We start from the raw sequence: 19515 nt of genomic DNA, 5'->3' as shown, positions 1-19515 counted from the left end.
CAGGTACCCCGTACCGGGGGCTCCCCTCCGCGGGACTCCCGGTACGGGGTACCTGTGCGTTCGGCGCCGCGTCGAACTCGGCCGGAAGGACGACGGAAGCATCGGGACCGGGCCGCCCGGTACCGGCTTCGGCGGCCCGCGGCCCACCCTCACGGTAGGCGAACGACCGGCGTGGCCGGGGCCGCCAGGGTGGTCCGCGGCCCCTGCTCCTGGCCGGCCTGCTGGTAGACCCCGGGGTGCTGTCCGGTGACGCGCCGGAACGCGGCGGAGAACGCGGCGGGCTTGCGGTAGCCGACCGCGCGGGCCGTGGCACCGACGGAGGCTCCCCGGGCCAGCCGGGAGACGGCGGCCCGTACCCGTGCGTGCGTCCGCCACTGCGCGAAGGTCAGCCCGGTCTCCTGGCTGAAGAGGCGGCTGATGGTACGGACACTGGTGTGCGTGTCGTCCGCCCAGGCCGCCAGGTCGCGCGGGTCGCCCGGGTCGGCGATCAGGGCGTCGGCGATCAGCCGCGCGCGGGGGTCCTCCGGGAGCGGCACATGGAACGTCGTACTGGGCACCGGTTCCAGCAGGTCGACCAGGAGACGCCCGGCCCGCGCCCGGACCGGGTCGGGGTCCGTATGCCCGTCCAAGTGGAGGATCAGCTCACGGACCAGGGGAGTGACCAGCACACCCGTGGGCTCCGTCCAGGTGATCGGGCAGTCGGCCGGGCCGATGACGACCACGCAGACACGTCCCGCCCGCAGGACCTCGACGGAGTGGGCGGTGCCCGCGGGCACCCAGAGCGCGTGCGTCGGCGGGACGAGCCAGCAGCGGGTGTCCGTCCGCAGGGAGACGGTGGCGGTCGTCGACCAGCCGAGGAGGTGCTGAGCGTGATCGTGCAGTTCGAGGACGGTTCCCTGACTGCCCTCCCCCTGGAGAGCCACCAGCGGCGGCGTATCGGCCCCCGCCCACCCGCCGGTCCCGGTGTCCTCGTGGTCCGCCGCCATGCCGCCGCCTTCCGGAGTCCCGCCGCCTGTTGGCCGGTTGAGGGACTTGGTTGGCCACCCTGAGCCGCGCGGTCAGCTTAGCGTGGCCTTACCCACCAGCCGACGCGCCCGGAGGCCTCGATTCCGCGGGGCCCGACGGCCGTCGTCCTCCGACCGACAGGACCCTCGATGGCGCGCGTGACCGAGAAACTGGCCGAACTGGCCGGAGCGATGATGCTCACCCCGGCGACGGTGAGCGAGGTCGGCCGCCTCTCGCCCCGGTTCTTGAGCGTGGAGCTGCACTCCGACACGTTCCGCACGGCGAACTGGACACCGGGGACCCTGCTCCAAATGCGCCCGGTACGAAGCATGTTGACGTTTCGGGCCTACACCCCCGTCGGCTGGGACACGGAGCGTGGCCTGACGCGTCTGATCGTCTTCACCCATGGCGGGGAGGGCTCGGCGGGCGGGCCCGCGGACGCGTGGTTCCGGGGCGCGGCGGCCGACGACATCTGCGAGGTCATCGGCCCGCGCCGCTCGATGCGACTGCCCGCCCTGGCCGGGCCCGTGCTCTTCGTGGGCGACGAGACCACCGTCGGCCTGGCCTGCGCGCTGCGCACGGTGACGACCGAGGTGCGGCACGTCTTCGAGGCGACCGACCCGGCCGAACTCGCCACCGTACTCACCGGATTGGGCGTCCACGACAACCCCGCGCACCCCGACGGCGCCCCGCCGGTCATCGGGAAGACCCCCGACCGCGCCGCGCTGCTCACCGCGGTCCGGGCGGCGGCAGTGGCGTACGAGGGCCCCTTCGACCTGGTCGTCAGCGGCGACGCGGCCACGGTCCACGCCGTACGCCGCGACAGCCGCCAGTGGCCGGCCAGGCCCCGCACCGTCCAGGGCAAGGCCTACTGGGCGAAGGGCCGCAAGGGCCTCGACTGACGGCGGGTTCCTCCTAGTGGGAGGGTGGCCGGGTGCCGAAGATCCGCTGGAAGAGTGCGGGTTCGTCCAGCGCCCGCAGCTCGGCCTGGATCAACTCGGACCGCACTGCGTCGAGTTCCGCGCGCATCGCCTCGCGGTGGCGCCACAGGGCGATACGGCGCCGCAGGAGCTCCCGCTCCGAGGGGCCGTACACCGGGTCCGCGTACAACGCGCGCGCCTCACGCCACAGGCTCCTGCGCCGCCGGCTGAAGAGCCGTACGGGCCCACTGAACTGCCCCCGGAAGGCCCACCACATGGCCCCGGCCTCCCGCTTGGCGGTGAGCCACGCCCGTACGGCGCTCGTGGCCCGTGCGCGCGTCATGACGAACCCGGCTCGGCGCCGCCCTCTTCGCCGTCCGGCCCCCGGTAGTCCGGGCAGATCGTGTTGCCACACTCGCAGGGCGGCCACGTGAGCGGAGCGCCGGGGGCGGTCTTCTGTACGACGAGGACGCCGTCCGTCCCGTACGCCTCGATGAGCAGCGACATACGTCGCCGCGCCTCACTTCGTGCCATCGCGTAGCTCCTTGTCCGGCTGGGGACTCACCCGTTGTGTACTGGGTGTAGTCAATTGGTCACCGGAACAACGGGAAATCCAATAGAATGGACCCACTTGAGCGGCATCGTGCAAGGTCACTGCCTGCTGGGATGCCGTACGTGATCAGTTGAGCGAGAGGTCACAGCGGTGGACGAGACGACTTCGGCCGAACAATTGAATCCGCTCCAGCGCTTCGGACTGGACGTCAGAACGGTCCGGCTGGGCCGGAAGCTGACGCAGAAGCAGTTGGGCAAGGCGGCGGGCTACTCCGAGGCGTACGTGAGCCGGGTGGAGAGCGGGCAGTGGATGGCCAGCGAGAAGTTCGCCAAGGGCTGCGACCTGGTCTTCGGTACGAACGGGCTCTTCGCGGGGCTGCTGCGGAGGATCGACGAGGGGGACCACCCGAGCTGGTTCGCGCCGTATCTCGATCTGGAACGGAAGGCGACGCGGATACTCGACTATTCGTCCAATGTCGTGATGGGCATCCTTCAGACGAAGGAATACGCGCAGGCCATCTTCGAAGCGTACTTCTCCCAGGGGGAGGCGGAGGTGATCGAGGGCAAGGTGGCCGCGCGACTACGACGGCGCGAGGTGTTCGAGTGCGACAACCCGCCGTTGTTGTGGGCCATCCTCAACGAAGCGTGCCTGCGTACGATCGTGGGCGATGCGGAGGTGATGGCCGGACAGCTTGAGTATCTGGCCTCGGCCGGGGCGTCACCGCACATCAAGCTTCAGGTCATGCCGTACTCCGCAGGTGCTCCGGCGGCGAGCAGCAAGCCCTACACCCTGTTGCAATTCACTGACGCTCCTACCGTGTTGTACACGGAGACACGGGTAGGGGGCAGGATGCACGACTCCGTCAGGACGGTCACAGCCGCGCTGGATGATTATGATCTGCTCAGAGCGCACGCGTTGTCACCGTATAGATCACTGACCCTGATCAGGACTTTGTCGAAGGAGTACCGCGCATGAGCGCCGGCTTGAAGCTCGTCACCGCCGAGTGGATCAGGTCCTCCTACAGCGACGCCAATGGCGGCCAGTGCGTCGAGTTCTCCCGCAGCTTCGCCCCCGCCCCGGTGGGCGGCATCGTGCCCGTACGGGACAGCAAGGCCCCCGAAGGGGCCCCGCTCGTCTTCCCGGTCGGGGCCTTTGCCTCGTTCGTGGCCGCCGTTCAGGCGGGGACCTTCGGCAGCGGCTGATCCGGGGCCGGGGCCGGGTCCCCGGCCGGGCGGGGGCGGTAGCCCAGGCGGCCTCGGGTGGTGATCAGGAGGACGGCCGCCACGAGGCCGAAGGCGAGGAGCTGGATGCGGTTGCCGTAGTGCTGGAAGTCGAACGCCGGGAACATGTCCATCGCCAGCACCGAGGCGTACGTGTTGATGCTGACGTGCAGCAGCGTCGCCATCGGCAGGCTCTGGCCCGTCCGGTTGAAGACCCAGGTCATCACCAGGCTGACGGTCGTGGCGACCGCGATGAACTCGACGATCATCAGGACGTTCACGTCCGGCCAGCCGCCCCACTCGCTGAAGAACAGCGGCACGTGCCACAGGCCCCACAGCGGGCCGAGGATCAGCGTGCCCACCAGCGGGCCGTACCGGTCCTGGAGGCGGGGGAGGGCGAAGTCGCGCCAGCCCGGTTCCTCCGCGAGGCCGGTCGTGACGATCTGGAAGAGCAGGACCGGCAGGTAGGCCACCAGCATCGCCGCCGAGGGGAACCGGATGTCGCCGTCGCTCAGGGCGAACGTGGCGAGGGTCAGGGCTGTCGGGACGCCGAGCAGGATCCCCGCGTACCAGCGCCAGCTCACCCGCCACTTCGTCAGCCGCGCCGCCCACGCCCTGAGCCCCGCCCGGCCACCCGTGGCCGCCGTGACGAGGAACGCCGCCGTGATGGGGCCCAGGTAGGCGCCGGGCAGGACGCCCAGGACCTGCGAGCTGCCGAGGAGTTCCGGGAAGCGGAGGTCCAGGACTCCGAGCCCCGTCTCCGAGAGGATGTACGGGGTCCACGCGGCCCAGCTCAGCAGCATCGCCCCGGCGAAGAACCAGAGCATGGGGCGGCGCCTGATCGCACCCCGGATGCCGGTGTCCTGGGTGGTGGGCGGGGGCGTGGTGACGGGTGGGCGTTCGTGAAGGGCCACGGTGCTCCTCCGGTGCGAGGGTCGGTTTTCGGTGCGATCAGCACACCAAAAGCCGGGCCTCGGGGTCACTCCCGCGCACTGCCCAAGGAGGGGTGGAGCCCGCTCCACCCCTGGCAGGGCTCTGTTACGTCTCTGGGCGGGTGGTTGTTCTGCTGGTTTCCTGTTGGTATGAGGGCAGATGAACTCGCGTCCTTTCGGGGTTGGTCGGAGGAGCCCTCCGGGGAGGTTTTCGCATCTGGAACGGCGTCGTCAGACGGGCGGTGCGGATGGCGCCAGTCCGAGCAGCTCCTCCGAGTGCTCCCACTGCTGACGGGCGAGCCGCGCGTCCCCGGCCTGCTTGGTGTTACGGCGGGCGGGGCGCTGCTTCTCGTAGTGGACGCCCGACTGTCAGTCGCGCCCCGGCACGCCCTCGGCCAGAGCTCAAAGGGCTCGGCGGTCTCAGCGTGGGCCGTCATCCACGCGTTTCGGCAAACGCGCCTACGTCTTCCACGGGACCGTCACCCTCGCCTCGATCCGGCTCTGGCGCGACGGAACTTACGGTTTGTGGGTTACCCAGAGCAGCTCCGCCGGCCAGCGGTGTGCCCAGTCGGGTGGGTCGGTTTGGTGGTAGCCGTTGGGTGTTCCGAGTTCGGGCCGTGGCTCGATGAGGTCGTCGATGATGAGACCCGCGCCGCGCAGGACCTTGACCCAGTCGCCGTAGGTGAGCTGATAGCTGGTCGCGCCGTCGCCTTCGGCGATGGTGTTCAGCCCGAAGTAGTCCTGCTGCAGCGCCCTCTCAGATATGAGGCCATCAATGTCGGTGCGGCCACTCGGGACTGTGATGTAGACGCATCGTCAAGACGTGTGGACTCTCGGATAATGACATTCTGCCGACACCACGGCAATATCGATCACGTCACCACTACGCGCCTTTGGAGAGCGCCTGCGCCGCCGCCACGCCCAAACATTCCCGCGGCGCCACCCGAGCGCTGAGATCCCTCGGCATGGCTTGATCCATCGGATAGCAGCGCTCAGGTCACCACAACATCGTCAAGCGTTTACGAGAAAGAAGGTGAAGAGTTGCTGAAGGCTACTCGCATTCGGACCGTCGCCGTTCCGGCACTTGGAGTTCTACTGGCAGGGCTCTTCTCGATCGGGGCCGGGGCGCCCGTATCAGCCTCCGAGACCGGCACCATGGCGCACCCGAGCGACTGTCACTACGAGGTCCCCTCAGGGAACTGGGGGGGAGTCGCCCGTTGCGGGAAGAGCAATGGCGGCGCTTACGCAGCTACCGTTCGGTGCAAGTTTCCGAACGGCACGGTACGCGACTCTGACGGCCCGTGGAAGACGACAGGCTGGTCCCACGCGTACTGCCAGGGGGACTCCAAGGCTCTTACAGCGGGCATCTGGACCCGTCCCTGATACGGCTGGATCAATCGAGAAAGGAACAGCGGCAATGAAGAAGAATCGTTCGACGATACGGCTCACCGTCATTGGGATGACAGCCTGCCTCACCCTTGGGCTGCAAGGCGCAGCCAATGCAGCGCCGACCTCAGGCGACGTGTCCATAAAGGCCCACCCGACCGGGTGTTCAAATGGCGTGCACGAACAAGGCTGGTCTGCCATCTGCAGCAAAAACAATGGTGGACAATACAGGGCGTCCGTGAGGTGTCTGCCCTTCGACGGCGGCCGTATCGTTGAACGCGACGCGACGGTATGGAAGTCCAGCGGTCTCTCAATAGTCTATTGCCCGCCGCTCACCACCGTTGTTTCCGGCGGCTTCTGGACAAAGGGTTAGCCTCGATCTTTCGTGACGGTCTGCCGACGGAGTCGGCAGACCGTCACGCGTTCCGTAGCTGCTGGCGGGCAGGGCAGTAGCCCGACTGTCGTGTCGGGTGGGCGCGGGGTTCCACTGCTCCGGAGACGATGGTGCTGCTCGTAGGGACGGGAAAGCTACTGCTCAGACCGGGTTGGGGAGTTGGTCGAGTCGTTCGAGGGCGCTGGTGACGACATGGGTCCATGGCCAGTGGCGGGCGAGGCGGAGGATCTGGCGGTGGCCGGTGGTGACGAGCTGGCCGGCCGGGCTGAACAGGCGGAGCCGCAGGCGGCGGGGCTCCCAGAGCCGGGCCTGGCCGTTGAGTGCAAGCATCGGCATCCAGGCCAGCAGGTCGAGCGCGATCTGGACGGTCTCCAGCCAGACCCTGTTCTGCGCGGTGTCGTGCAGGGGCAGGTTCCGCAGGCTGGTCGCGCGGGCAGCTCGGATGCGGTCCTCGGCCCGTGCCCGCAGGCGGTGGCGGAGTTCGAGTTCGGCGATGGGCCGGCCGGCGGTATTGGTGGCGAAGCACGTGATCCGCATGCCGTCGGCGTCCGTGATCCTCAGCTGGGCACCGGGGTGCGGCCGTTCCTTTCGAATGATCAGCCGCATGCCCTTCGGCCAGCTGTCGAGCATGCCGCCGGTGAGTTCGGCGACCCAGGCCCCGTCGCGGATCTCTCCATCGGCCTCGACGGCCGGCGTCCATGCCGCGAGCGGCACCTTGAGTACGGCCTGGTGGACTGCGTCGGTGATGGTCATGCCGACCGAATACGACAGCCACCGTCCGCGTTGCGCGAGCCAGGCCACGAACTCGTGGGTGCCGCCCGCGGAGTCGGTGCGGATCAGGGTCCGGCGCCCGCGCCGATGGGACTTGGGCAGCTGAGTCAGGGCCAGTTGGGTGGTGGTGATGTGATCGGCGGCGGTGTTGCTGCCCGCGTTCCCGGGCCTGAGCAGAGCGGCCACCGGCTCGCCGGACCCGCCCGTCCCGTGGTCGACGAAGCCCATCAGCGGGTGGTGGCCGAAGGTCTTTTTCCAGGTCGCAGCTGAGTCTTCCTTGTCGGAGTGCGAGATCACCAGGACGCCGTCCAGGTCGACGGTCACAGAACCGGTCGCATCCGGCGCCCTCTGCCCGGCCAACTTCCATACGTGCTGGCGCACTTGGGACCGGGCGCTGCGGATCGCGTTCAGGGCCCGTTGGCCGCCGGCTGCGAGCGTGTCGACCAGTCGGGAGACTGTCGGGTCCGAGGCCCCCGGCCCGAACACGGCCGCTCGGCCCGCAGCGTGCCGAGGTCGGCCAGGCAGTCGCCGCCGAGGGCGACCGCGAGCGCCACATCCAGCAGGATCTTGCCGGGATCGTGCACCGCCCGCGGCTTGCGCCAGGGTGCCAGAGCCGCAGAGATCGCAGTATCCAGGCCCGTCTTGCGGACTGTCTCCACCAGCAGCACGGCCCCGGCCTGCGAGACCACTCCACGACCGCTGCCCTCAACGCGGACACGCGGGTACGACCCGATACGCTTCTTCACCTGAGAAGCGCTTCTTTCCACGGCACGATCTGGACCCTCGACAAGTCCTATCGTTCCAGGTCAGGAGCACTTCTCGCGTTTCTGATCAAACCTCGGACACCCCACCTCGTGAACGCACTCAGCCGACCGTCGGGGCCAGCGGCGCGACCGCCTCGCACAGTTCGGCGGCGGTCTGGGCGACGAGCTCGGAGAGAGTCGCGTCCGGGTCGGCCAGCCAGCGGGACGTGGCGCGCCGGGAGACCGCTATCGCCACGTCGATGATGAAGCGTGCCTTGCCGGGCTCGACGCCGCGGTGTTCGAGCGCCCGTGCCAGCGCGTCGGCGATGTCGGCGAGTTTGATCAGATCGCGCTCGGCCAGTGCCGGGCTGGCGGCGATCACCTTGACGCGGCGCAGCAGGAACTCGCGCGAGTGGAAGACCTCGTCTGCGGTCCCCAGCGCGGCCAGCAGCGCCTCGATCGGTGTGAGGCCGGGGTCGGCCGCCTCGACCCGGGCGGCAAGGTGGGCTTCGAGTTCGTTGCCGGCGAAGAGGACTTCCCGCTTGTCGGGGAAGTAGCGGTAGAAGGAGCGCTCGGTCAGACCAGCGGTTCGCGCGATCTGCGCGACCGTGGTGCGCTCGAACCCCTGCGCCTCGAACAGATCGAGCGCCGCGCGCTCAAGCCGGCCCTGTGCGTCTGACTCCCATCGCGGCATGCCCACCAGGATATGACAGCAGAGGCTGTCGTCGCGCCGCTATGCTGATTACAGCAGATGCTGTCATCATCAGGAGATTGTCATGAAGGCTCTTCAGTTCGACCGGTTCGGATCCCCGGACGTGATCGTGCTCCGCGAGGTCCCGAAGCCGGAGCCGGGACCCGGCCGGATTCGGATCGCTGTGCGGGCGTGCGGTCTGACGCCTGGTGACTGGGCGGTGGTGGACGGCCTGCTCGCCGACCGGTTGCCGCCGCTGCCGCGCGGGCTCGGCGTCGAGGTCGCGGGCACCGTCGACGCGCTCGGTGAGGGCGTCATCGGCGTCGAGATCGGCGACCGGGTGTTCGGCCCGGCGGCCTTCGACGGCCCGACGGCCGGGGCCGCCGAGTATGCGCTGATGGCGGCCTGGGCTCACATTCCTGCGGGCGTCACCGCCGAGCAGGCCGCCGCGCTGCCGATGGCGGCCGAGACGGCATGGCACGCGCTCGACGACCTCGGCGTCCAGCCGGGTGAGTTGCTGCTCGTCCATGGCGCGGGTTCCACGGTGGGTGAGGCGGCGGTGCGGCTCGCGCTGCACCGGGGTGTCCGGGTGATTGCCACCGCCGGGCCGATGCGGGCCGCCGCCCTGGAAGAGATCGGCGCCCGGGTGACCGGTTACGGCGACGGCATGGCCGAACGCGTCGCCGCACTGGCCGGAGGCCGCGTCGACCGCGCCCTGGACACGGCCCCGACCGGCGGCCGGATCGACCGCGTCGACCAGGCCGGCCCGGGCGGCGGCTCGCTGCCGACCCTGATCGAGCTGACCGGGGACCCCGACCGCGTCCTCACCGTCTCGGACTTCGCCGCCGCGGCCGAGCTGGGCACCCGGATCACCCAGATCGAGATGCGCTACGACCGGATGAACGAGTTCGCCCGGCTGGCCGGTGAAGGCGTCCTGGCCGTATCGGTCGCCCGCACCTACACGCTCGACCAGATCCAGGAAGCGGCCAAGCTCAGCCAGTCCCGCCGACCCGGCGGCAAACTCATGCTCGTCCTGTGATCGGGTCACTGACCTGGTCAGAGGCCACCGCGTGATCTTCAGGAGTCCGTACAACTCCCGATGATCACGCGGTGGCTGTACCCGTTCCCGACCAGGATCCCTACAAGATCGCGAAGTCACACTGGAGTGTTAGTTAGTGCGCTGCGGCAAACCAGATCTTGCTCGAGTGGCAGCGGGGTGATCATCTGGACGGAGGTGCGGGTACGGCCGTGGGCATGAAAGAACAGGCCCCTTGGTAGTGACGCGGTTACGACACCAGCACGACCAAGGAAGCCCGTTGCCCGATCAGTTGAGCAGTACCACTGCGCCTGCGTCCACTGCGGTCACCCTTGAGTGTGACTGCTACGTGCACCGGTTCGGTTCGATCGCTCCGGGGCGGCGGGCAGGCTGCTATCCCAGTGACATGACGGATGCGGAGTGGGCGGAGGTTCGTGCCGCGATGCCGGTGCCGGCCTGGCTCCTTACGCGTGGCGGGCGTCCGGAGACGTACTGCCACCGCGAGATGCTCGACGCTGTGCGCTACCTCGTCGACAACGGTGTGAAGTGGATGGCTTTGCCGGTCGACTTCCCGCCACCACCGCGGCGAACACCTCCCGGTAGAGGCCGCCGAGCACCTCCTCGCCCATGCCCGACCGCTACACCGGCGGTCGCTCACCAAGCACCGCACCGGAGCCGCCCGATTCCCCAACCACGGCCACCTCACCACCGGACGGCACGGAAACCGGCGTATCCACCGCGCTCTCCTCGGCCAGCACCGACACAAGTTCCTCACGCCCCACCCGAGCCCGTTCGACTCGCTCCCGCGCGGCATCCACCTGCGCCCGAGCCTGGTCCAGAACCTCCGTCCAGGACTCCAGATCCTGCCTCGCCCGCACCTCACGCCGTTCCATCAACCCAAGCACCGACGGCATCACGACCTCCTCGATCAACAACAAGCCGTCCGCTGCCCGCCCCTAACCCGTCGCGATCACGCCCCGCACCTGAAGAAGCCCCTACTCATCGAACAGGGACTCCCTTTGCCACAGCGCACTTAGACGAAGAGGAACGCCGCCGCCGTCGTCGCGCCCAGGGCCGTACCCGCGAGCGTCTGCGCGACCGTGTGGTACGTGAGGACCACGCGGGACCAGCAGACCGCCGCCACCAGTGTGTACGCCATCAGCCACCACGGGGAGTGCGCCGCCGCGAGCAGTGCCACGACGCCGGAGGCCACCGCCGCGTCCACCGAGATCTTCCACACCGTGTTGACGGCCAGGAGCCCCACCGTCATGACCCAGAGGGCGAGCATCGTCGCCAGGATGCCCGTCGGCGCGCCGCCCAGGAGCATCAGGGCCGCCCCGGTGCCGATCGAGCCCAGGATGACGAGGAAGATCGGCCCGCGCTGGGTGCGGTCGGCGACGTGGCGGTCGCCCCACGCGCCGCGCTTGACGTGCCATTGGATGTAGCCGGCGGGTATGAGCCCCGCGCACAGCGCCGCCAGCAGTCCCCACGGGATGCCGGTCCAGTCGCCCGCCGTCGCCAGGCCGATGCCGGGCGCCGCGGCCAGGATGAGGTTGCGGGGCTGGAGGAGGTTGGTGACCGTACGGGCCCTCTTCCTGGCGGGAGTTACGGGGCCTTCGGGAGCCAGGGGTGTCGTGTCGGGGGTCATGCCGTCCTGTTGTCCGGAGGACCGCTGCTCGGGGACCACAGGGCCAGTGGGGCCAGTGGGGTCGGCGGTGCGCTGTTCCGGGGCCGTAGAGCTTTGGGCAGAGGTGTAGCCCTTCGCGACGGGGGATGCACGAAGGGCTACGCAACCCATTATGACACCTTGTCAGAGCGTTCGACAGCCGACCTGCCAAAGAGTGTCCGTTTTCCCAGCTCAGAGCCCTCGCATCGATTTTGGACACGCTCACGGACCGGGGTCGGCGGGCGTCGTCAGACCACCGCGTTCACAGGAGCCTCCCCGCGCAGCACCCGCACCACATCGGCGGCGACGGCGGTGCCCACCGCCCGGTTGGCCTGGTCGCTGAACGCCGCGCGGGGTCAGTACGACGCCGGGCGCGTCCAGGAGCCGGTTGCCGACGGGGGGATCGCTGCTTGACGACATCGCTGGCGGCGAGGAGTTCGTCGAACGGTACGGAGCGGACCCCGGCCGCCTCGAACGCCTCTGCGGGCAGGTGCGGGTCGTCATGCTTCTCCCGCCTCAACGCTCGCCGTTGGGCGCGACCCGGCAACCGCTACCTCAGCAACTGCGTATTGCGTGCAGAATGCTGACATGGCTGCGCGTTACGCGCAAGAGTCTGTACGGTGTCTTCTGCGCAACGGGGATAACCTGTCCCGTGACCCGGGTGACCAGAGGATGACGACGATGGATCCGCAGAACGCCCCGCAGGACCCGTACGACGAAGCCGGCCCCGGCCTTCCCGGCCCGGCCGCCGGCCCCGAGCGGCTGCGCGCGGCGGACCGCCGCGCCCTGATCCTGCGGATGGTCGCCGCCGACGGCACGGCGGCCGTCGAGGAGTTGGCGCGCACGCTCGCCGTCACCCCCTCCACCATCCGCCGCGACCTGGCCCAGCTCACGGAACAGGGCAAGCTGGCCCGTACCTACGGCGGAGCCATCACCCCCGGCCATACGCCGGAGCCCTCCCTCAACCAGCGCTCGGGGCTCGCGGTCGCCGAGAAGGACCGGATCGCGCGCTGGGCCGCTGCGCGGATCGCGCACGGCGATACGGTCATTCTCGACGCGGGCACCACCACCGGCCGGCTCGCCCACCATGTGCGCGGGCGGAGCGAACTCACCGTCATCACCAACGGGTTGACCACCCTGGTCGAACTGGCCGAGGCGGACGGCGTCGAGGTCATCACCCTCGCCGGGACGCTGCGCCACGTCAGCCACGGCTTCGTCGGCCCCCTCGCCGAACTGACCCTGTCCCGCCTCACGGCCGACAAGGTCTTCCTCGGCGCGGACGGCCTGGACGCCAAGCTCGGCATCTGCGAGGCGAGCCTTCAGCAGACCTCACTGAAGGAACTGATGGCGGCGCGCGGCGCGGAGCTGTACGTCCTGGCCGACAGCAGCAAGTTCGGCCAGCGCCCCTTCACGGCCTGGGCGCCCCTGGACCGCGCCTGGACCCTCGTCACCGACACCGGCGCGAGCGACGAACAGCTCGCGCCGTTCCGGCAGTTGGAGCACGTCACCGTCGTCACCGTGTGAGATGCGGATGGTTGGCGACGTGTGGCCCGTCAGCCGCTAGCTGATCAGGCCCTTCCCACGGAGGTACGGGAGCGGGGAGATGTCCGAGCCGAAGTCCGGGCCCGTACGGATCTCGAAGTGCAGGTGCGGGCCCGTGACATTGCCCGTAGCGCCGGAGAGGCCGATGACGACGCCGCCCTGTACGCGCTGGCCCGCGCTGACCCGTATCTCGGAGAGGTGGGCGTACTGGCTGTACGTGCCGTCGTCGTGGCGGACGACGATCTGGTTGCCGTAGTCCCCGCCCTGCCCCGCCGTGACGACCTCGCCCTCGCCGATCACCCTGACCTCGGTGCCCGTCGGCACGATGAAGTCGATGCCCGTGTGCAGTCCGGTGGACCAGGAGGAGCCCTGCTGGTGGTACGGGGCGCCCGCCGGGCCCGTGACGGGAAGGGTCCAGCTCCCGGGCAGTGAGCCGCCGGCCGGTACGACCATGTAGGCGGAGGACTTCATGACGCCCTTGACGTACTCGTACGTCGCCCCGTCCGCCCAACTCGCCCTCGGAACACCGCGGTACGTCTCCACGGTGTCCCAGCCCGCGTGGAACGCCGCCAGGGCCACCTCGATCGGTTTGCCGCGGTAGTCGGGGTGTTCCTTCGCCTTCACGAGGAGCTTGCACATCGCCCGGCCCTGCGACGGTATGGCGTCGGCCGGGTCCCAGACGTCCGTCCTGCCGTCCTCGTTGGCGTCGTACCCCTCGGCCTGCCAGTCGGCGGGCCGGAACTGGGCGATGCCCTGCGCCGGCGGGCGGTCCCCGGATTCGAGCGACTGCGCGCGCGGCTCGAAGTTGCTGCTCTGCTTGAGCTGCGCCGCCAGCACGGTGGCGGGCAGCTTCTGGTCGCAGTCGGCCGCCGCGTCCAGGATGAGCTGACCGTACTCGGGAGGCACACCGCCGTCGCCGGCCTTCAACTCGGTACCCATCGGCGCGGGTTCGCTGCCGGCGACCGGCTCGCCGTCGTTGACCGACGAGATCAGCAGAAAACCGAGTCCGACCGCGATAGGGGTCATCACCACCCCGGCCATCACCGGGACGATCCAACGCGCGTTCCCCACGGGCTCCCCCAGTTCGGGTGTTCGAAGTCCCGACGGCGCACGACCCTATGCCATCGGCCCGCCGACGACGGCGGCGGGCCGGGGACAGTCAGCCGGCGACCATGCGGAAGGCGGTGTCGGCCCGGTAGAGGCCGCTGTGCTGGTACGGGTCCAGGAAGAGCTGGAAGTCGCGGTGGCGCACGAAGCGCCCGGGATAGTTGACGGACTCCAGCATGATCGTGCCGTTGCCGACGGTACGGGGGCAGAAGGTGGCGTCCTTGCGGAACGTTCCGCTGCCGTCGTCGGTGTCGGCACGCAGCCGGAACTGCGCGTGGCGCAGGTAGCGGCCGTTGCTCAGGGTGAAGGAGTAGCATTTCGCGTCGGCGAGGCCCGTCTTGACGGTGAAGGCCGCCTCGCTCCGGCTGACGGTGTCGAGGTAGCCGAGCCCGTTGCCGCGTATGTGCCAGTAGCGGTCCGGGTAGTTGACGGCTTGCAGGGCCGCCTTGCGGGTGGGCGCGGTGGTGGGTTTCCCGACCGTGCCGCCGTCCCCGCCGCCTCCGTCCCCGCCACCGCCGGGGCCGCCCGCCGCGCCCGTTTCCGGGTCGTCCTGGGAGCCCGTACCGGACTCGGACCCCGAGCCGTCCTCGTCGGCGCCGGGTCCTTCCGCGGAGGCGCCCGGCGTGCCCGGCGCCTCGCTTTCCGCCGCGCGCGGGGGCCGGTCGTTCGCGGTCTCGTCGTGCTGTACGTCCGAGGCGGGGGACTCGGGGTCCGACAGGGACCCGGCGGAGTCGCCGCCGTCGCCCGGATTGCCCGCCGGCCGCTCCGGGTAGCCGCGCAGCCCGGGGACGCTCGTGTCGGTGACTGGCGCTGCGGCCTTCTCGGCCCGCTGGTCCGGCTGCCCCGCGACGACGACGAGCGTGGCACCGCAGGCGAGCGCGGCCACCCCGGCCAGCACGGTGAACCACAGGGAGCGCGAGCGCGGCGCGGGCTCCTCGAACGGCGCCCGCCCGCCCGGCAGCGCACCCGGCCCGGGACCGGGCGGCGGCCCCGGCGGCGGTACGGGCAGCAACGCCTGCGGTCCGACCGAACTGCCCGGCCAGCCGAGCCCGTTGGGCAGCCCCTCCGGGGGCAGACGGCCGGGAAGGCCGTGGAGGCGGCGGGGGTTGGTGCCCGAGAGGCGTCCCGCGGCGCCGACGGGGGCGCCTGCGGGGGCGCCTGTGGGGGTGGAGGCGTCGGAGCCGTCCGCGAAGAGTTCGAGATCCGACGGATCGGGCCCGGTGGGCGCTCCGGCGGCGCCCATGACCGCGAGTTCCTTGCCCGGAGCGGACGGGTTCACGGCGTTCGGCGGTTCGGGAGTGCCGGGAGGTGCCTGGTCGATGGGCCGAGTGGGGTCGGCACCGTTCATCTCTGACATGCGCAGCTTGCCTCCAGCGTCGCCCGCGGGGACGGGTGTACGCGGATCCGTGATCGAGATCGGGGATCTGCGATCGGTCGGCACAAGAAGAAGGGGGGCGTCGCGGGGGACGCGGATGGCCGAGCGGGGCCAAGGATGTGGCGTGGTGAATGCATACAGTGTGTTGTCAGTGGTGTGACACGTGGAAGAGTAGTGGACCACGTGACCTTTGGGTAAAGGTCGTCGGCGCCGGATCGCATCCCGCACACGCAAATGGGGCGGTTCGGCGCGATGCGACGCACCGCACCGGCGCGTGATGCTCCGGGACCTTCCGTCTTCTCCCCGGGTCCGGCCGCGGACGCCGATGCTGCCACCGAAGGAACGGGCGCGCCCCGCGATCGCCCGGACATGGCGGGAATCGAACGCCGCTTCCTGCCGGACCGGCACCGCCAAGTACTGGGTGTGCGGGCGGTGTCGCGCGTAGCATGACGTTGTCACAGGGCGCATGGTGGGGATCGGGGGACCAGTGACAAGTGTGGTGTTCGTGCACGGTACGGGTGTCCGGGAGAAGGCGTACGAACGCAGGTTCGCGCGTGTGTCCCGGGCCTTCGCCCGGGTGAGACCCGACGTACCGGTGGTCCGGTGTTTCTGGGGTGATGTCCACGGGGCCCGATTAGCTCTCGGCGGCGTCTCCCTTCCCGTACGGGGCAAGGACCGCGGCTTCGGCGCGGACGACCCGGACGACCCTCTGGCCCTGTGGTCCCTGCTCGAAGCGGACCCCTTGGCCGAACTGCATGCCTTCGCGGAGGCCGCGGCGGCGGACGAGGCGGGCGGCGGCTCCGGGTTCGCGCTCGGCCGCCGGGACCCCTGGGAGGGCATCGCCGAACGCGTACGGGACCAGGCGCGCGAGCCGCTGGCCGAGAGCGACGACGGCACTGACGGCAGCGATGGCACTGACGGCGCCGACGGTAGTGACGGCGAGGGTGCGCTGGAGGGGGCTCGTCAACTGGCCGCCGAGCTGGCCCCGTTCACCGGCGAGGCCGCCGACCGGGTCGCCGGTGCCATCTCCCTCGCCCTGGGCGGCGTCCCGTACGTCCCCGGGATCGAGCCCGTGGCCGCCCGTGCCGTACTCGCCCTCGCCCTGTGCCTGGCCGAGGACGACGAGGCCGGGGACGACGAGGCCGGAGGCGGCGACGGTGCGGACGAACCGCTGCCGGTGGACGGCGCGGACCGGGACGTCCTCGTACGCCGGCTCGCCGACCGCCTCGGCGGCACCGACCGCGGTGCGACGGGCACCGCCCTCAAGTGGGCCGGCGGCCGGCTCGCCACCCCCTTCCTGTGGCCGATGTCCTCGGCGGTACGGCGTACGCGCGGCCTGCTGACGACGGCGGCCGTACCGGCGGGCGGCGACATCCTCCGCTACCAGGCGCGCGGCGGGGCGATCCGCGCGGCGATCGTCGAGGCGGTCCGTACCGCGGCCGAGGCCGACCCCGGACCCGTCGTCCTGCTCGCGCACAGCCTCGGCGGTATCGCCTGTGTGGACCTGTTCGCGGGCCGGAAGCCGGAAGCCGCTGACGCAGGGGCCGGGGCGAGCGGGGCGGACCCGGTGCTGGAGCGGGTGGCACTGCTGGCGACGGTGGGCTCCCAGGCGCCGTTCCTCTACGAGCTGGACGCGCTCAGCGCACTGGGCCGGGGCGAACCGCTGCCCGCCGCGTTCCCCCGCTGGATCAACTTCTACGACGAGCGGGACCTGCTCGGGTTCGTGGGTTCCCGGGTATTCCCCGGCCGGGTCACCGACGTACGGGTCGACACCCGCCAGCCCTTCCCACGCGCGCACAGCGCCTACTTCGCCCACAGACCGCTGTACAAGCGGCTGGCGGCGGAGCTGCCGTGAGGGCGGAGGCCGGCCCCGCGCCCGCTCTGCCCTCCGCCCCGGACGTGGCGCCGGACGTGGCACCGCACGACTGGCGCCGTACGCACGCCGTGCTCGTGGCGGTCGAGTCGTACCGGGGCAGCGAGGACTCGGAGCTCGACGGGCCGGTACAGGACGCGATCGGCATGCACCGGTGGCTCACCCGCCAGGGTGTCCCCCCGGAGAACATCCATGTGCTGGCCTCGCCGCTGGAGCGCAACAGGGCGGACCTCGACGCGGCGGTGCCCGGTGGCTACCGTACGGCCGACCGCGCCGACGTACGCCAGGTGTTCCGGGACGAGTTGCGCCGTATCGACAGCGACTGGCTGTGGGTCTACTGGGCCGGGCACGGCGTACAGGCCCGGGGCGGCCGGTGGAGCCTCCTCTACCCCGACACACGCGACACGGACCTGCTCGGACTGGACGCGGACAACCTGATCCACCTGATGCGTACGGAGTGTCTCCCGGGGCGCGGTGTGGATCGCGTGACCATCGTGATCGACGCCTGCCGCCAGGCGCTCCCCGCCAGGACGCACCCCCAGGCCGCGGCGCCCGACGAGCTCACCGATGCCACGCAGAGCAACCACGACCGCCAGATCTTCGTGATGCGCGCCTCGCAGGCGGGTGCCGTCGCCAAGAACCAGGACGGGGGCGGGGTGTTCACGACCGTACTGCTGGACCAGCTCATGGCCGCCGAGGGCGCCGACGGCGCGGGCCCGGACCTCGACCGGGTCTGGAGCGGAGTGGAGGGCGAGTTCGACCGGCGGCGCTCCGACGACGCGTACTTCCGGCAGATCCCGACCCTCTACGCCGTCAACTGGCGGGGCAACGCGACGGAACCGCCGATGCGGCCGGTACGGGCCCCGTCCGCTCCGGAGACGCCGGAGCGGACCCTCGCCAGGAACAAACTGATCCTGGAGACCACCGGACTGCTGGCGGCGGGGCAGGGCGGGGCTGCCGCCACCGCCGCCACGGTGGTCCTGTGCGGCGTCTACGCGTCGGTGCCGCCCAGCCCGCTCCCGTCGGCGGCGGACCTGGTCGACTGGGCCCTGGACCACCCGCACGGCGCACCCACCCTTCTCCACGTACTGGCCGATCAGGTTCCCGGCGCGGCGGTCTCCGCCACCGCGTGGGAGGCGTGCCGGCTGCTCCAGGAGGGCCAGTGGCTGACCAGCCCCGAGTACGGCGAACTGGTGGGCCTGCTGGAGGAGTTGGACGCGCAGGCGCGCGGCGACTTCGCCGGATCGGCCCGTACGGAGATCCTCAGCCTGGGTCCCCTGCCGACCGAGCCCGGCGCGCTGGCCGGGGCGCTGGAGAAGCTGCTGCCCAGGGAGCACCAACTGCCCCAGTTGCTCCGGGCGGTCGAGCGGTACGCGGCGTTCCACCGGGAGCCGGTGGGCAACCGGCTGCGCGGCTGGTCGTCGCGGTGCGCGGTACGGATCGGGCTGGAGGCCGCGCTGCTCGACCGGCGTGGCGAGGCCGACGACACGGCGGAGCGCACCGGTGCGAAGAGCGCCCCCGTGGACGAACGGGTGCAGATCCGGCTCCATCCGCCGACCGGCTCCGGGCAGCAGCGCCGGTACGAGGTCTGGGCCCGCCGGGACGCCGGGACCGAGTCGCTGGCGAAGGTGGACACCCCCGCCTCCCTGGCCGAGATACAGCGGGGTGTTGACGAACTGCTGAGCGGTCATGCCCGTACGAACGACACCGTGGTGGAGTTCTTCGTGGCGGCCAAGGACCTCGAACTCGACTTCCACTGCTGGGAACTGGGGGCCGCGGGACCGGTGCGACGCTTCCTCGGAACGGACTTCCCGGTCGTCGTCCGCTGCGTCGAGTTCCGTGAGGAGCGGCGCCATCTGTGGGAGCGTAAATGGGACCGGGTCGCCTCCGCCGGCACCGGGGATCTCCACTGGCTGCCCGGGCACATGGAGGCGACGAGGAAGGTCTACGGAGACCTTCAGCACCAGGAGGACATCCCGGGCGTGGTGATGACGACACCGAAGCGGGCCCGGCAGGAGGTCTTCACCGCCTGCCTGTTCCTCGGCGTGCCCGTCCTCGTCTGGCACAACGAGCGGGAGCTGACGGAGGCGGAGCACGAGCTGAAGGCCCTCCTCGGCACGGAGCGGCTCACCACCTTCCCCCGGCGCCTGCGCACGCTGCGGGCGGCGAGCGAATCCGACGAGAACCATCCGGGGCGGCATCTCGCCCTGCTGTGGGACGACCCGCACCGTCCCCTCCCGGAACAGCTCGACCTGTCGGCACCATGAGGCCCACGGCAGGGCACGGGCCCACGGCAGGGCA

At 70.6% G+C, this 19515-nt stretch carries 17 protein-coding genes and 4 pseudogenes; 10 read left to right on the top strand and 11 right to left on the bottom strand.

What is annotated here, in order from left to right; translation table 11 throughout:
* Positions 1 to 70 precede the first annotated feature (70 nt).
* Positions 71 to 157, top strand: a pseudogene (locus tag ACIBJC_RS33420) (VOC family protein); the annotation flags it as partial.
* On the opposite strand, the gene ACIBJC_RS33415 reads toward ACIBJC_RS33420, so the two are convergent.
* A complete protein-coding gene (locus ACIBJC_RS33415; protein WP_399299002.1) occupies positions 150 to 986 on the bottom strand; it encodes a helix-turn-helix domain-containing protein in 837 nt (278 codons plus the stop codon). The pseudogene ACIBJC_RS33420 and the gene ACIBJC_RS33415 overlap by 8 nt on opposite strands.
* A 168-nt stretch (positions 987 to 1154) precedes the next feature.
* Here ACIBJC_RS33415 and ACIBJC_RS33410 point away from each other — a divergent pair, with 168 nt between their 5' ends.
* Positions 1155 to 1907 (top strand): siderophore-interacting protein, encoded by a 753-nt coding sequence (locus ACIBJC_RS33410; RefSeq protein ID WP_399299000.1) that lies wholly within the window; start codon positions 1155 to 1157, stop codon positions 1905 to 1907.
* 13 nt (positions 1908 to 1920) lie between these two features.
* Here ACIBJC_RS33410 and ACIBJC_RS33405 read toward each other — a convergent pair whose 3' ends face one another.
* Positions 1921 to 2268 carry a hypothetical protein gene (locus ACIBJC_RS33405; protein WP_399298998.1) on the bottom strand — a complete coding sequence of 116 codons (348 nt, stop codon included), beginning with the start codon at positions 2266 to 2268 and terminating at the stop codon, positions 1921 to 1923.
* The gene (locus ACIBJC_RS33400) at positions 2265 to 2459 is read right to left on the bottom strand and encodes a hypothetical protein (protein WP_399298996.1); all 195 of its coding nucleotides are present in this window, start codon (positions 2457 to 2459) and stop codon (positions 2265 to 2267) included. Before ACIBJC_RS33400 ends, ACIBJC_RS33405 begins: the two co-directional genes overlap by 4 nt.
* Positions 2460 to 2628: 169 nt before the next feature.
* Here ACIBJC_RS33400 and ACIBJC_RS33395 point away from each other — a divergent pair, with 169 nt between their 5' ends.
* Positions 2629 to 3453 (top strand): Scr1 family TA system antitoxin-like transcriptional regulator, encoded by an 825-nt coding sequence (locus ACIBJC_RS33395; protein WP_399298994.1) that lies wholly within the window; start codon positions 2629 to 2631, stop codon positions 3451 to 3453.
* Entirely contained in the window at positions 3450 to 3680 is a 231-nt protein-coding gene (locus ACIBJC_RS33390; RefSeq protein WP_399298992.1) for a DUF397 domain-containing protein, read from the top strand. Before ACIBJC_RS33395 ends, ACIBJC_RS33390 begins: the two co-directional genes overlap by 4 nt.
* Here the strand turns inward: ACIBJC_RS33390 and ACIBJC_RS33385 are convergent.
* A complete protein-coding gene (locus ACIBJC_RS33385) occupies positions 3653 to 4612 on the bottom strand; it encodes a type II CAAX prenyl endopeptidase Rce1 family protein (protein ID WP_399298990.1) in 960 nt (319 codons plus the stop codon). The two genes, ACIBJC_RS33390 and ACIBJC_RS33385, sit on opposite strands and share 28 nt — an antisense overlap.
* 534 nt (positions 4613 to 5146) lie before the next feature.
* Positions 5147 to 5380 (bottom strand): annotated as a pseudogene (locus ACIBJC_RS33380) (SAM-dependent methyltransferase); the annotation flags it as partial.
* Positions 5381 to 6047: 667 nt separating this feature from the next.
* Between ACIBJC_RS33380 and ACIBJC_RS33375 the strand changes: the two are divergent.
* A complete protein-coding gene (locus ACIBJC_RS33375; RefSeq protein ID WP_399298988.1) occupies positions 6048 to 6389 on the top strand; it encodes a hypothetical protein in 342 nt (113 codons plus the stop codon).
* A gap of 162 nt (positions 6390 to 6551) precedes the next feature.
* Here the strand turns inward: ACIBJC_RS33375 and ACIBJC_RS33370 are convergent.
* Both ACIBJC_RS33370 and ACIBJC_RS33365 read right to left on the bottom strand, forming a co-directional pair.
* Positions 6552 to 7927, bottom strand: a pseudogene (locus ACIBJC_RS33370) (IS1380 family transposase).
* Positions 7928 to 8045: 118 nt separating this feature from the next.
* The gene (locus tag ACIBJC_RS33365; RefSeq protein WP_399298986.1) at positions 8046 to 8618 is read right to left on the bottom strand and encodes a TetR/AcrR family transcriptional regulator; all 573 of its coding nucleotides are present in this window, start codon (positions 8616 to 8618) and stop codon (positions 8046 to 8048) included.
* An 82-nt stretch (positions 8619 to 8700) separates the two neighbouring features.
* Between ACIBJC_RS33365 and ACIBJC_RS33360 the strand changes: the two genes are divergently transcribed.
* Both ACIBJC_RS33360 and ACIBJC_RS33355 read left to right on the top strand, forming a co-directional pair.
* Positions 8701 to 9654 (top strand): NADP-dependent oxidoreductase, encoded by a 954-nt coding sequence (locus tag ACIBJC_RS33360; RefSeq protein WP_399298984.1) that lies wholly within the window; start codon positions 8701 to 8703, stop codon positions 9652 to 9654.
* Positions 9655 to 10057: 403 nt separating this feature from the next.
* Positions 10058 to 10228: pseudogene (locus ACIBJC_RS33355) on the top strand (transposase); the annotation flags it as partial.
* Between the two features lie 61 nt (positions 10229 to 10289).
* Here ACIBJC_RS33355 and ACIBJC_RS33350 read toward each other — a convergent pair.
* The gene (locus ACIBJC_RS33350; RefSeq protein WP_399298982.1) at positions 10290 to 10583 is read right to left on the bottom strand and encodes a hypothetical protein; all 294 of its coding nucleotides are present in this window, start codon (positions 10581 to 10583) and stop codon (positions 10290 to 10292) included.
* 101 nt (positions 10584 to 10684) lie between these two features.
* Positions 10685 to 11299, bottom strand: a complete 615-nt coding sequence (locus ACIBJC_RS33345; RefSeq protein WP_399298980.1) for a hypothetical protein — start codon at positions 11297 to 11299, stop codon at positions 10685 to 10687.
* A gap of 699 nt (positions 11300 to 11998) precedes the next feature.
* Here ACIBJC_RS33345 and ACIBJC_RS33340 point away from each other — a divergent pair.
* A complete protein-coding gene (locus ACIBJC_RS33340) occupies positions 11999 to 12841 on the top strand; it encodes a DeoR/GlpR family DNA-binding transcription regulator (protein WP_399298978.1) in 843 nt (280 codons plus the stop codon).
* 36 nt (positions 12842 to 12877) lie between these two features.
* Here the strand turns inward: ACIBJC_RS33340 and ACIBJC_RS33335 are convergent, their stop codons facing one another.
* Positions 12878 to 13930: a peptidoglycan DD-metalloendopeptidase family protein gene (locus ACIBJC_RS33335; RefSeq protein WP_399298976.1), complete on the bottom strand. Its 1053-nt coding sequence runs from the start codon at positions 13928 to 13930 to the stop codon at positions 12878 to 12880.
* Positions 13931 to 14018: 88 nt separating this feature from the next.
* A complete protein-coding gene (locus tag ACIBJC_RS33330; RefSeq protein ID WP_399298974.1) occupies positions 14019 to 15323 on the bottom strand; it encodes an AbfB domain-containing protein in 1305 nt (434 codons plus the stop codon).
* Positions 15324 to 15828: 505 nt separating this feature from the next.
* On the opposite strand from ACIBJC_RS33330, the gene ACIBJC_RS33325 reads away from it, so the two are divergent.
* A complete protein-coding gene (locus ACIBJC_RS33325) occupies positions 15829 to 17196 on the top strand; it encodes a hypothetical protein (protein WP_399298972.1) in 1368 nt (455 codons plus the stop codon).
* On the top strand, positions 17193 to 19481 hold the full coding sequence (locus ACIBJC_RS33320) for a caspase family protein (RefSeq protein ID WP_399298971.1): 2289 nt from the start codon (positions 17193 to 17195) through the stop codon (positions 19479 to 19481). Before ACIBJC_RS33325 ends, ACIBJC_RS33320 begins: the two co-directional genes overlap by 4 nt.
* The last annotated feature ends 34 nt before the right edge of the window (positions 19482 to 19515 follow it).

The organism is Streptomyces sp. NPDC050509 (assembly GCF_044457965.1).
Lineage (GTDB): Bacteria > Actinomycetota > Actinomycetes > Streptomycetales > Streptomycetaceae > Streptomyces.
Note: the sequence above shows the minus strand (reverse complement) of the source record. Positions and strands in the feature narration are given on the sequence as shown.

Bases quoted from the DNA above. Each gene is read 5' to 3' on its own strand.
- ACIBJC_RS33415 (WP_399299002.1), bottom strand. From the start codon at position 986: ATGGCGGCGGACCACGAGGACACCGGGACCGGCGGGTGGGCGGGGGCC.
- ACIBJC_RS33410 (WP_399299000.1), top strand. From the start codon at position 1,155: ATGGCGCGCGTGACCGAGAAACTGGCCGAACTGGCCGGAGCGATGATG.
- ACIBJC_RS33405 (WP_399298998.1), bottom strand. From the start codon at position 2,268: ATGACGCGCGCACGGGCCACGAGCGCCGTACGGGCGTGGCTCACCGCC.
- ACIBJC_RS33400 (WP_399298996.1), bottom strand. From the start codon at position 2,459: ATGGCACGAAGTGAGGCGCGGCGACGTATGTCGCTGCTCATCGAGGCG.
- ACIBJC_RS33390 (WP_399298992.1), top strand. From the start codon at position 3,450: ATGAGCGCCGGCTTGAAGCTCGTCACCGCCGAGTGGATCAGGTCCTCC.
- ACIBJC_RS33375 (WP_399298988.1), top strand. From the start codon at position 6,048: ATGAAGAAGAATCGTTCGACGATACGGCTCACCGTCATTGGGATGACA.
- ACIBJC_RS33365 (WP_399298986.1), bottom strand. From the start codon at position 8,618: ATGCCGCGATGGGAGTCAGACGCACAGGGCCGGCTTGAGCGCGCGGCG.
- ACIBJC_RS33360 (WP_399298984.1), top strand. From the start codon at position 8,701: ATGAAGGCTCTTCAGTTCGACCGGTTCGGATCCCCGGACGTGATCGTG.
- ACIBJC_RS33345 (WP_399298980.1), bottom strand. From the start codon at position 11,299: ATGACCCCCGACACGACACCCCTGGCTCCCGAAGGCCCCGTAACTCCC.
- ACIBJC_RS33340 (WP_399298978.1), top strand. From the start codon at position 11,999: ATGGATCCGCAGAACGCCCCGCAGGACCCGTACGACGAAGCCGGCCCC.
- ACIBJC_RS33330 (WP_399298974.1), bottom strand. From the start codon at position 15,323: ATGTCAGAGATGAACGGTGCCGACCCCACTCGGCCCATCGACCAGGCA.